The organism is Acidocella sp. (assembly GCF_035535915.1).
Taxonomy (GTDB): domain Bacteria; phylum Pseudomonadota; class Alphaproteobacteria; order Acetobacterales; family Acetobacteraceae; genus Acidocella.
Window position 1 is genome coordinate 22,246 of sequence record NZ_DATLPB010000033.1, and the last position, 11,368, is coordinate 33,613.

Genomic DNA, 11,368 nt, shown 5'->3' on the forward strand with positions numbered 1-11,368 from the left:
GGAAGCGATGGGCTGAACTGGCGAATGTGTTTTACGGGGTGAGGTCGATGGTCGCGGAGACGGATTCTGTCACCGTCACGGGGCCAGGTTGGTCGGAGGGGGCGGCCATGGCCATCATGCGGCCGGGGAAGGGTGCGATGGGGCCGGCCTCGCCGACCGTGAGCGATTTGATCGGCCCGGCCTTCTCGCCCAGAGACGTGGCGATCAGCATGGCCTGATCGTGCAGCCGCCGGAGTGCGGCCTGGATCGCTTGGTCCTCCGCATGTTGCCGCCCGGCGGGGGAGAGCTGCGCGCTCAGCGTATTCACCTGCAACCCTTGCGCCTGCAGCCGGCCGACCAGATCGGTGAAGGACGCGGCGGGGCGCCCGTCCTCGGCGGGACCGGTGAGGTGCAGGACCTGGCTCGCGGCATATTGCGTGACATGGCCTTGGGCGTCGCTGCTGGTCGCCACGTCATAAAGGCCGGTGGTGGCGGTGATGCCCGGCGCGTGACGCGCAGCATCCAACGCCGCCGCCATCAGCCGGTTGACCGAAGCCTGCGCGGCGGCGGCCTGCGGCGCATAAACCTGCACCGTGAGGTCGGCGACGGCCTCGTCGGGCGGCAATTGCACTGTGCCGGTGGCGGTCAAATGGAGTTCGGTCGGCGTCTGGGCCCCGGCCGACGCGCCGCCGAGCAGCACCAGCAGGACAGCGAGGCGTGGGACGGACATGCGGGACATGTGGCATCTCCTGTTGGGCATTCCGCAAAGCGGCCCTTCCTTTAATCCGATTTGGCCGCCATGCTCCAGCTGCGATGACCAGCGCGCTTGAGACTTTAGCTGAAGAAGCCCGGGCCTGCACGCTATGCGCGGGCCATCTGCCGCTCGGGCCGCACCCGGTTTTCCGCGTGTCCGACACCGCGCGGCTGCTCATCATCGGCCAAGCGCCGGGCACGAAAGTGCATGCGTCCGGGATTCCGTTCGACGACGCTTCCGGCGAGCGGCTGCGCGGCTGGATGGGGACCGAGCGCGAACAATTCTACGATGTGACGCGGATCGCCATCATGCCGATGGGCTTCTGCTATCCCGGGCGTTTCCCCCAAGGCGGGGACCTGCCGCCGCGCAAGGAATGCGCGCCTGCCTGGCACGAGAAATTCCTCGCCCTGATGCCGCAGATCGAGTTGATCCTGCTCGTCGGCTCCTACGCCCAGCACCGCTATCTCGGGCCCGGCAGCATGACCGATCATGTGCGCGCCCATGCCGACCATCCGCGCTTCATGGCGCTGCCGCACCCGTCCTGGCGCACGATCGGCTGGGAAGCGAAAAACCCCTGGTTCGGCACGGAAACTTTGCCAAAGTTGCGCGAGGTGGTCGCAAGGCAGTTCAGGTAAGCAAGGAAGGCTACTTTTTGTGAACAAAAAGTAGCAAAAAAACTTTGTTATGCTGGGCCACAGGCTGCGTCGGCGACAACGCCCATGGCCCAGCGTAACCAAAAGTTTTTGAGCCGCTTTTTTCAAAAAGCGGCTGCTTTCTTTCCTTATCGAAAACTCGCGAGGCTGCGTTTCGCGGTGCCGTCCGGGGCAAAATTTTCGGGCGCCAGCCAGGCCTCCATGGCGTCGCGCCGGCTTGGCCATTCGGCGGCGGTGATGCTGAACATGGCCGTGTCGCGCTCTCTTCCTTTGACCACTTTGTGGGACCGCAAGATCCCTTCCGGGGTGAAGCCGAGGCGCTGCGCGGCGCGGATCGAGGCTGCGTTCAGGGAGTGGCATTTCCAGACCAGGCGGCGATAGCCGAGCTCGTCGGCGGCGCGTTTGAGCAGCAGATACATCGCCTCGGTGGCGGCGCGGGTGCGCTGCAGGCGGGGCGAGAACCAGATATGGCCGAGTTCGATCGCCGCATTCGCCGGCTCGATGTCCATCAGCGACAGCCAGCCCGAGGCGACGCCGGTGGCGATGGGGCGGATGGCCCAGAAGATCGGGTCGTGCTGGGCGGCGTTGTGCGCGATCAGCCGCGCCATCTCATCGCGCGTGGCGAAGGGGCCGAAGCCCATATAGGCGAAACTGTCATCCGCCCCGCGCGCCGCCTCGAACAACTCGTCCGCATGGCGCCGGTGCAGCGGCTCCAGCGCGGTGTACATGCCGGCGAGCGGCGTGCGCGCGGGGAGGGGGCGGGGCCAGGGATCAACTTCCGGTCCGAGCGGTGGTGAATTCACGTCATGGTCTCCTCAAGAAAGAAAGCAGCCGCTTTTTGAAAAAAGCGGCGCAAAAACTTTTGTTTATGCTGGGCCGTGGGCGTTGTCGCCGACCCAGCCCATGCCCTCCGGGGCTATTCCAACGGTGCTACGCACCGCCGGAACCTTCAGCCCCTCCGCCCAGAGTAAATAAAGTTTTTTTGCTACTTTTTGTTCACAAAAAGTAGCGCTTTCTTTGCTTGCCTGTTTAACCCCGCAGTCTCGCCAAAGTCGCCGTGGTCGAATGGCCCGGCAGCAGCTCGGCCAGGGCCACGCTGCCGCCCCAGCTTTCCACCTCAGCGGCGCCGACCACGGTGTCGCGCGTATAGTCCGCGCCTTTGATGAGCAGGTCGGGCCGGATCAGTTTCAGCAGCTCCAGCGGCGTGTCTTCTTCGAACAGGCAGACCAGATCGACGCTGGCGAGCGAGGCCAGCACGGCGGCGCGCGCCGCCTCGCCCTGGGCCGGGCGGGTTGGGCCTTTCAGGCGTGCGACCGACGCGTCGGCATTGATGCCGACGATCAGGCGGTCGCACATGGCGCGGCATTGTTCGAGCAAATGCACATGGCCGGGGTGCAGCAGGTCGAAGCAGCCATTGGTGAAGCCGACCTTGTAGCCGCGCGTGCGCCAGCGTTCCGCCGCCTCGGCGGCGTTGGCGGCGGTGACGACCTTGCGCAGGGCGCCGGTGACCGGGGAGAGGGCGGCGAGCAGGTCGGCCGGGCGCGCCACAGCGGTGCCGACCTTGCCGACGACGATGCCGCCGGCGATGTTGGCCAGCCGGGCCGCGTCGACCAAGGGCACATCGACCGCCAAGGCGGCGGCCAACGTGGCGACCACGGTGTCGCCGGCGCCGGAGACGTCGAACACTTCCTTGGCTTCGCCGGGAAAATGGCGGACTTCGTCGGCGGTGATCAGGCTCATGCCATCCTCGGCGCGGGTGACGAGCACGGCGCCGAAATCGTAGCGGGCGAGCAGCACCTGGGCGGCGGCGACGATGGCACTTTCGCTGTCGACCGACAGGCCGGTGGCTTCGGCCAGTTCGCGCCGGTTCGGCGTGACCACGTCCGCGCCTCGGTAGCGGCTGTAATCGCGGCCCTTGGGGTCGACGATGACGCGCCGGCCGAGCGATTTGGCACCGGCGATGATCTGGGCGGCGACTTCGTCACTCAGCACGCCTTTGCGATAATCGGAGAGCAGGGTGATGGACGTCGCGGCGACGGCATCGAGGGCGATGCGGATGAGGCGTTCAGTGAGCTTTTCCGGAAGCGGAATGGTCTGCTCGCGGTCGGCACGGATGAGATGCTGGCCTTGCGCGATATAGCGGGTTTTCAGCGTGGTGGTGCGGCCGCCTTGCACCAGCAGCCAAGGCTCCACCCGTTCCTGGCCGCCGATCAGCCCGGTCAGGTCCGAGCCGGCCTGGTCGTCGCCGACCACGGAGACAAAGGCTGCCGAGGCATCGAGGGCGGTGAGGTTGCGCACGACGTTGCCGGCGCCGCCCGGCATTGCCACTTCGCGCGTCACCGTGAGGATCGGCACCGGCGCTTCGGGGCTTACGCGTTCCACCTCGCCATAGACGTAGCGGTCGAGCATCGCATCGCCCACGACCAGAACGCTGGCGCGGGCGAGGCGCTTCACACAGGCACCCAAATCGATTGTCGTGTCAGCCATTGTCATGAGAAACCGCTAACCCCTAGCCGCCGATCTGGCAACGGCGCAGAAACCTATCTATCTTCCGGCCGATGACAGATTTACCGGCTTTTCTCGACTCGAACCGGCCGGATGTGCCGGATCTGGCGGTCCCCCGCGGCATCACGCCTTTCTTCATCCCCAGCCAGCCGGTGCGCGGCCGTTTGATCCGGCTGGGGCCGCTGGCTCATACCTTGTTGACGCGCCACGACCACAGCCCGCCGGTGCGTGCGCTGCTGGGCCAGGCGCTGGCTTTGGCTGCTTCGCTGGCGACCGCGCTGAAATTTTCCGGCTCGTTCAGCCTGCAGGCCAAGGGCGATGGCCCGGTCTCCATGCTGATCGCCGACTGCACCGACGGCGGCGCGCTGCGCGGCTATGCGCGCGTGGACAAGGAGGCCGACATTCCGGCCGACGGCACGGCCCGGCAGATGCTGGGCAACGGCTATCTCGCCTTTACCGTCGATCAAGGCATGAGCCGGGAACCGCAGCAGGGGATCGTGGCGCTGGAGGGGGAGACCCTGGCGCAGATGGCCGAGAGCTATTTCACGGTTTCCGAGCAGTTGCCCTGCAAGGTCTATCTTGCCGCCGGTGAGACGCCCCAGGGCTGGCGCGCCGCGGCGCTGGTGATCGAGCGCATCGCCGGGGCCGGCGGCGTCGGCCCGGACAGTTCCGCCGATGAGCAGGAGGAGGTCTGGCGCACCGCCTGTATCCTCGCCGACACGGTGACGACGGATGAATTGCTCGACGATTCACTGGCGCCGGAACGGCTGCTTTACCGGCTGTTCCATGGCGAAGGCGTGGCAGTGGATCGGCCGCGCGTTCTGGCCTATGGCTGCCGTTGTTCGCGTGCCCGTCTGGGCAGCATTCTTGAGGGGTTCTCGCCGGACGATCTCGATCATATGGCGGTGGACGGTGATATCGTCATGAATTGTGAGTTCTGTAATTTCGCGTTCCGTTTTCCCCGTGAGACTGTTAATGGCCGTTCTGGAGCCTCTTAACATGAAGTTATGGCATTTTTCGTCCTTCGCCGTGCTGGCCGGGCTGGCCGGGTGCAGCAGCCCGCCGCCGCCGCAATATTTCCCGCCGCTTACTTATTCTTATCTGCCGCCGCTGGTGCTCAAGGTCGCGACCCTCAACATCGTGGACGACTATGTGCCGACACCCGACACGGTGGCGTTGCTGGCGCAGGACCCAGCACCCCCGGCCCAGACGCTGATGACAATGCTCAGGGGACGGGTGGTGGCCTCCGGCGCGCCGGGGACGGGCACGGTGACGATTCAGAACGCGTCGGTTCACCAGGTTGACGGCACGTTAACCGGGGCGATGACGGTGGATGTGACCGTGGCAAGCGCGGACGGGCACAGCACCGGTTATGCCGAGGCCACCGTGTCCGCCTCGCGCTCGGCGCCGGGGTCCGATGACGGGCCGAACGCCATGCCGGCGGCTTTGTACGGCCTGACCAAGCAGCTGATGGAAAACATGAACGTGCAGCTGCAATACCAGATGCAGCATAATCTGAGCGGCTGGCTGTCCTGGTCGCCGACCCCCGGTTCGCCGGTGCCCGGCTATGCCCCCGCCGCCGCGGGCGCTGCGGTCCAGACGACGCCGCTGACGGCGCCCCCGGCAGGGGGAGGCGGCGCGGCGGCTGCGCCGGTGGCCCCCGCCGCGCCGGGCCCCGCCTATCCGGAGCCCCAAGGGAACCTGATCCCGCCCGGCTATCCCGGTAGCCAGGTGCCGCCGGCGCAATAAAGCCGTCCGCCGGGCGCGGGGCATGGCGGCTTGGTTACTTGACGCCGTGCTCCATGCGGTCTAGACCGCGCGCTTCATTGACGGTTTTTTTATCGGCGGAACCTTATGGCCAATATCGCACAAGCGCAGAAGCGCATTCGGCAGACTCTCAAGCGCACGATGCGCAACAAGGCGCGCAAGTCGCGCGTTCATAGCGCCATCCGCAAGGTTGAGGAAGCCGTGGCTTCTGGCAACAAAGAGGCGGCGCAGGCCGCGTTCCGCGCCGCGCAGCCGGAATTGCAGCGCGCGGTCGGTAAGGGGGTGCTGAAGGCGAACGCCGTTTCGCGCAAGATCTCCCGCCTTTCGGCCCGTGTGAAGGCCGTCGCCGCCTAGCCCTTCGCGGCCAGGCTGCAGCGGTTTGTTGACTTCCTGAGCGTGAGACATGGCGCGTCCCGGGTCTATGACCGGGACGCGCCATTTTTGTTCTTAGAATCTAACCCATTGTTATCGTTCAGAGATTTGTGGATGGAAACCTTGGGTTGAGTATCTGTTGAATTTACACGTTAATTTGGAATGATCAGCGCCGTATCGGCCGTGATGAAGGAATTGAGCACTTGCCAGTCCAGGCGCTTCTAACTTAAAGTCGCCAAGCATACTTGTGCCCGCGTGGATGCCGTTAATTGGGAAACTTATAGTCTATTTCAGGCTTTTTCCCGAAAGCCTACGCCGGGCATGTCTTTTTTTGGGGCTGGAGCGGAATTGGGAATGAGCCTGGAAATCGGTTCCATGCGTGATGGAGGTGTCGCGGTTTCGTCTTCGCCCGCGCGCCGAGATGACGCCGCCCTGAACGAACAATGGGCGCGTGTGCGCGCCCGCCTGCAGGCAGAGGTTGGGGAAGTCGAATATCGCACCTGGCTGAAGCAGGTGGCCCTGGCCGGGGTCAATGGCGACGAAGTGACGGTCATCCTGCCCACGCGCTTTCTGCGCGACTGGGTCAACAAGGAATATGGCGAGCTGATCGCCGCGTTCTGGCAGGCGGAAAACCCCGACATCCGGCATGTGGACATCCGCACCCAGCCGAGCCGCGGGACCGCGCCGAATCTCGCCGAGCCCGAGCCGGCGAGTGTGCCGGCCGCGACGGCCACCGTCGCGGCTGCAACCTCCGCGCCGCCGCGCTCGGAGCTTGTGGCGCCGCTCGACCAGCGTTTCACGTTCGACACGTTCGTGGTCGGCAAGCCGAACGAATTCGCCTATGCCTGCGCCCGCCGGGTCGCGGAATCGCCGGCCACGCCGGGGTTCAATCCGCTGTTCCTGTATGGCGGGGTCGGCCTGGGCAAGACCCACCTGATGCACGCCATCGCCTGGGAATTGTCGACCCGGCGCCAGGGCGCGGGGCCGGTGTCCGTCGCTTATATGTCGGCGGAAAAATTCATGTACCGCTTCATCAACGCGCTGCGCTCGCAGTCGACGTTGGAGTTCAAGAACGAATTGCGCAGCGTCGACGTGCTGATGATCGACGATCTGCAGTTCCTCATCGGCAAGGATAACACCCAGGAAGAGTTCTTCCACACGTTCAATGCGCTGGTCGACGCCGGCAAGCAGATCGTGATTTCCGCCGACAAGTCGCCGTCGGATCTGTCCGGCCTCGAGGACCGTTTGCGGACCCGTCTCGGATGCGGAATGGTCGCGGACCTGCACGCCACCACCTTCGAACTTCGCATTTCCATTCTGGAGGCAAAGGCCTCACGGGCGGGCGTGGACGTGCCGGCCAAGGTGCTGGAATTCCTGGCACGCAAGATCACCTCCAACGTGCGCGAGCTGGAAGGCGCCCTGAACCGCCTGGTGGCGCACGCCAACCTGTTCGACCGGCAGCTGACGATGGAGACCGCGCATGAGGTGCTCCATGACGTGCTCAAGGCCTATGACCGCAAGGTCACGATTCAGGAGATCCAGAAGCGCGTCTCCGATCATTACAATATCCGCGTGGCGGAGATGTCGTCGGCGCGGCGCGCCCGCAACATCGCGCGCCCGCGCCAGGTGGCGATGTATCTGGCCAAGCAGCTGACCAGCAAGAGCCTGCCGGATATCGGCCGGCATTTCGGCGATCGGGACCATACCACGGTGATGCACGCCGTCTCGCGCGTGGGCGAACTGATGGGCCAGGATGCCGCCTTCGCCGAAGACGTGGAACTGCTGCGCCGCATGCTGGAGAGCTGAGCCGCCAGCGGGCGGCGCATTGCGGGGGTGAGGGCGCTGAGGCGCGGGCCGGATGGCGGTCGGCGGCCCTGCCCTGCGCCTCTGTGCGTGGCGCAGGGCAGAGCTTCCCTATCGGAGCGCCCCTTGCTATCCTGACGGGCACGAATCGGTCGTCGCGACGAGACTCAAGTATTGCCGTCAGGAAGGGTATCATGAAGTTCAAGGCCGATCGCGCCACGTTGATGAAGTCGCTGGCCCATGTCCAGAACGTCGTCGAGAAGCGCAATACCATTCCCATTCTGGCCAACGTGCTGCTGGCGGTGCGCGACGGAAAGCTGACCATCGCCGCCACTGATCTGGAGATCGCCCTGGTCGAGGAGGTCGCCGCGCAGACCATGCGTGACGGGGCCATCACGGTGCCGGCCACGACCTTGTATGAGATCGTTCGCCGTCAACCCGACAATGTTGAAATCGAATTGGACCATCCGGGCGGGGACGCGCCTTTGGCGTTGCGCGCCGGCCGCTATGCCACCAGCCTGGTGGGGTTGAGCGTCGATGAGTTTCCCAAGCTCGATGCCGGCAAGCTGACGCACCAGTTCGTGCTCTCCGCGCAGGAGCTGCGCGGGCTGATCGACCGCACGCGTTTCGCGATCAGCACCGAAGAAACCCGCTATTACCTGAACGGCATTTTTCTGCACGCGGCGGAGAGCGAAGCCGGCCCCGTACTGCGGGCGGTCGCCACCGACGGCCACCGTCTGGCGCGCGTCGAGGAACCGCTGCCGGCAGGGGCCAAGGGCATGCCGGGCGTGATCATTCCGCGCAAGACCGTGACCGAGCTGCGCAAGCTGCTCGATGAGGTGTCGACCGAGGCCGATGTGGCGCTCTCGGAGACCCGCATCCAGTTCACCATCGGCACGATGCGCCTGACCAGCAAGCTGATCGACGGCACCTTCCCCGATTATGAGCGGGTGATTCCGCGCGGCAACGACAAGGTGCTGCGGGTCGAGAAGAAGGATTTCAACGATGCCGTCGGCCGCGTCTCGGCGATCAGCGCCGAGCGGCACCGTCCGGTGAAATTGTCGCTGGCCAAGGATCTGCTGGTCATTTCCGCCTCCAGCCCGGAACAGGGCACGGCCTCCGAGGAACTCGGCTCCGAGCTGATCGACTACCAGTCCGGCCCGCTCGAGATCGGCTTCCAGGCGCGCTATCTGTCGGACGTGACCGACCAGATCCGCGGCAAGGTGGAATTCGTGTTCGCCGACGGCGCGGCGCCGACCCTGGTGCGTGACCAGGACGACCAGTCGGCGGTGTACGTGCTGATGCCGATGCGGGTCTGACGACGCAGCTCAGCCGGCTCACCCTTAGCGATTTCCGCTCCTACGCCTCACTGCGCTTTGCGCCCGCCGCGCGGGTCAATGTGTTTGCCGGGCCGAATGGGAGCGGCAAGACCAATCTGCTCGAAGCCATCTCCTTGCTGGTGCCGGGCCGGGGCCTGCGAGGTGCGAGGTTTTCGGAACTCGCGCGCAAAGGTGAGGGCGCGACGGGCGGTTGGGCGGTTGCCGCGCAGATCGACGACGCAGCCGGCGGGTTCGAAATCGGCACTGGTTCCGCCGAAGGGGCGCCGGAGCGCCGGGTGTTTTTGCTGGATGGGCAGAAGCCGCGCGCGCAGGCAGACATCGCTTTGAGGCTCGCCGCCGTCTGGCTGACCCCGCAAATGGACCGGCTGTTCACTGAATCCGCCTCCGGCCGCCGGCGCTTCCTCGACCGCCTTGTGGTGGCGCTGGAACCCGGCCATGCGCGGGAGATGGCGGCGTTCGAAGCCGCTTCTTCGCAGCGCAACCGCCTGCTCGGCGACCGGCCGGACCCGGCCTGGCTTTCCGGCCTCGAGGATGCCATGGCCCGCCACGCGGTGGCGGCCACCGCCGGCCGGGCCGCCTTGCTCGGTCAATTGAACGCAACCCTGGCGCGCGGCGCGGCGGCGCCCTTTCCCCTGGTGGGGCTGGACCTGGCCTGCCCGATCGACGCCAAGCTGCGCCAGCGCCCCGCCTTGGATGTGGAAGATGAATTGCGCACTTCCTACCGGAACGCCCGGGCGCAGGACGCCGTGCAGCGCGGCGCCTCGCTGGGGCCGCAGAAGAGCGACCTGCTGATCACCGACGCCGCCACCGGCCGGCCGGCGGCGCTGTCGTCCACCGGGCAGCAGAAAGCGATGCTGATCGGCATCGTGCTCGGCCACGCGGCGCTGATCGCCGCCACGCGCGGCACGCCGCCGCTGCTGCTGCTCGACGAGCCGCTGGTGCACCTGGATGCCGCGCACCGCACCGCCCTCTTCGCGGCGATCGGCACGCTGGATCTCTCCGCCTGGCTTACCGGCACGGATGTCGAGCCATTCGCCGGGCTGGCGGCCGCCTGTTACACGATCCGCGATGGCTCTATAGGTTTGATATGAAAATTGTCATCCTCGGCGACCTGCTCGGCCGCACCGGGCGGGAAGCCGCGATCAAGGCCATCCCGCATTTGCGCGATCATCTCAAACTCGATTTCCTGGTGGTGAATGGCGAGAATGCCAGCCACGGGTTCGGCCTGGCGCCGGAGATGGCGGACGCCTTGTTTGCCGCCGGGGCCGACGCCATCACGCTCGGTAACCATGCCTGGGACCGGCGCGAGATCATCCCCTATATCGCCCAGGAGAAGCGGCTGATCCGGCCGCTGAATTTCCCGCCCGGCACGCCGGGCTCCGGCGCCACAATGATCACAGCGCGGGATGGGCGGCGCGTGCTCGTGGCGCAGCTCATGGGGCGGCTGTTCATGGACCCGCTGGATTGCCCGTTCCAGGCCACCGAGGCGCTGCTCAACCGGCACCGGCTGGGCAACGGGCTGGACGCGGTGCTGCTCGATTTCCACGCCGAGGCGACCTCGGAGAAAATGGCGTTCGGCCACGCGTTCGACGGCCGCGCCTCGATGATTTTCGGCACCCATACCCATGTGCCGACGGCGGACCATCAGGTGCTGCCGAACGGCACGGGCTTCGTGACCGATCTCGGCATGTGCGGCGACTATGACAGCGTGATCGGCATGGGCAAGGACGCGGCAATGGCGCGCTTCATCCGCAAAATGCCGGGCGAACGCCTGGCCCCGGCGGAAGGGGAGGCAACCGTGTGCGGCGTGTTCGTCGAAACCGATGAAAAAGGGCTGGCACTGCGCGTGGAGCCGGTGCGTATGGGCGGAAGGCTGCGGCCTGAGATGCCGCTGGTTTAGGAGTAAGGGAAGGCTACTTTTTGTGAACAAAAAGTAGCAAAAAAACTTTGTTAATCTGGGCCATGGGCGTTGTCGTCGACAAAGCCCACGCCCTCCGGGGCTATTCCAACGGTGCTACGCACCGCCGGAACCTTCAGCCCCTCCGCCCAGCATAAACAAAAGTTTTGGGGCTGTCCCAGATGTTAGGTTGAATTCTTTCTGACCCAGCGCTTGAGCTGCTTCAAGAGCTGGGCGGGAGAGCCATCGTTGAACCTCCACTCGCATTCCTTGAGGAAGAGGTGGAAATTGGCTTTTG

The 11,368-nt window shown here is 65.7% G+C and carries 11 protein-coding genes and 1 pseudogene; 8 read left to right on the plus strand and 4 right to left on the minus strand.

What is annotated here, in order from left to right:
* Positions 1–31 precede the first annotated feature (31 nt).
* Positions 32–718 (minus strand): SIMPL domain-containing protein, encoded by a 687-nt coding sequence (locus tag VNC39_RS04650; protein WP_325396664.1) that lies wholly within the window; start codon positions 716–718, stop codon positions 32–34.
* Between the two features lie 74 nt (positions 719–792).
* Here VNC39_RS04650 and VNC39_RS04655 point away from each other — a divergent pair, with 74 nt between their 5' ends.
* Positions 793–1,368 (plus strand): uracil-DNA glycosylase family protein, encoded by a 576-nt coding sequence (locus tag VNC39_RS04655; RefSeq protein WP_325396666.1) that lies wholly within the window; start codon positions 793–795, stop codon positions 1,366–1,368.
* A gap of 146 nt (positions 1,369–1,514) precedes the next feature.
* Here VNC39_RS04655 and VNC39_RS04660 read toward each other — a convergent pair whose 3' ends face one another.
* Together VNC39_RS04660 and rfaE1 are read right to left on the minus strand one after the other, a co-directional pair.
* Entirely contained in the window at positions 1,515–2,189 is a 675-nt protein-coding gene (locus VNC39_RS04660; RefSeq protein WP_325396668.1) for a GNAT family N-acetyltransferase, read from the minus strand.
* A gap of 226 nt (positions 2,190–2,415) precedes the next feature.
* Complete coding sequence (gene rfaE1 / locus VNC39_RS04665; protein ID WP_325396670.1) at positions 2,416–3,873, minus strand: D-glycero-beta-D-manno-heptose-7-phosphate kinase; 1,458 nt, start codon at positions 3,871–3,873, stop codon at positions 2,416–2,418.
* A 71-nt stretch (positions 3,874–3,944) separates the two neighbouring features.
* On the opposite strand from rfaE1, the gene VNC39_RS04670 reads away from it, so the two are divergent.
* From VNC39_RS04670 to VNC39_RS04700, 7 genes are all read left to right on the plus strand, one after another.
* The gene (locus tag VNC39_RS04670) at positions 3,945–4,889 is read left to right on the plus strand and encodes an Hsp33 family molecular chaperone HslO (protein WP_325396672.1); all 945 of its coding nucleotides are present in this window, start codon (positions 3,945–3,947) and stop codon (positions 4,887–4,889) included.
* Position 4,890: 1 nt separating this feature from the next.
* Positions 4,891–5,640 (plus strand): hypothetical protein, encoded by a 750-nt coding sequence (locus tag VNC39_RS04675; RefSeq protein WP_325396674.1) that lies wholly within the window; start codon positions 4,891–4,893, stop codon positions 5,638–5,640.
* Positions 5,641–5,745: 105 nt separating this feature from the next.
* On the plus strand, positions 5,746–6,012 hold the full coding sequence (gene rpsT / locus VNC39_RS04680; RefSeq protein WP_325396676.1) for a 30S ribosomal protein S20: 267 nt from the start codon (positions 5,746–5,748) through the stop codon (positions 6,010–6,012).
* Positions 6,013–6,405: 393 nt separating this feature from the next.
* Positions 6,406–7,836 (plus strand): chromosomal replication initiator protein DnaA, encoded by a 1,431-nt coding sequence (gene dnaA / locus VNC39_RS04685; RefSeq protein ID WP_325396687.1) that lies wholly within the window; start codon positions 6,406–6,408, stop codon positions 7,834–7,836.
* A gap of 191 nt (positions 7,837–8,027) precedes the next feature.
* Positions 8,028–9,152 carry a DNA polymerase III subunit beta gene (gene dnaN, locus VNC39_RS04690; protein WP_325396679.1) on the plus strand — a complete coding sequence of 375 codons (1,125 nt, stop codon included), beginning with the start codon at positions 8,028–8,030 and terminating at the stop codon, positions 9,150–9,152.
* Complete coding sequence (gene recF, locus VNC39_RS04695; protein WP_325396689.1) at positions 9,149–10,264, plus strand: DNA replication/repair protein RecF; 1,116 nt, start codon at positions 9,149–9,151, stop codon at positions 10,262–10,264. Before dnaN ends, recF begins: the two co-directional genes overlap by 4 nt.
* Entirely contained in the window at positions 10,261–11,073 is an 813-nt protein-coding gene (locus VNC39_RS04700) for a TIGR00282 family metallophosphoesterase (RefSeq protein WP_325396681.1), read from the plus strand. The genes recF and VNC39_RS04700 overlap by 4 nt, the downstream gene beginning before the upstream one ends.
* A gap of 182 nt (positions 11,074–11,255) precedes the next feature.
* Here the strand turns inward: VNC39_RS04700 and VNC39_RS04705 are convergent.
* Positions 11,256–11,368 (minus strand): annotated as a pseudogene (locus VNC39_RS04705) (IS1595 family transposase); the annotation flags it as partial.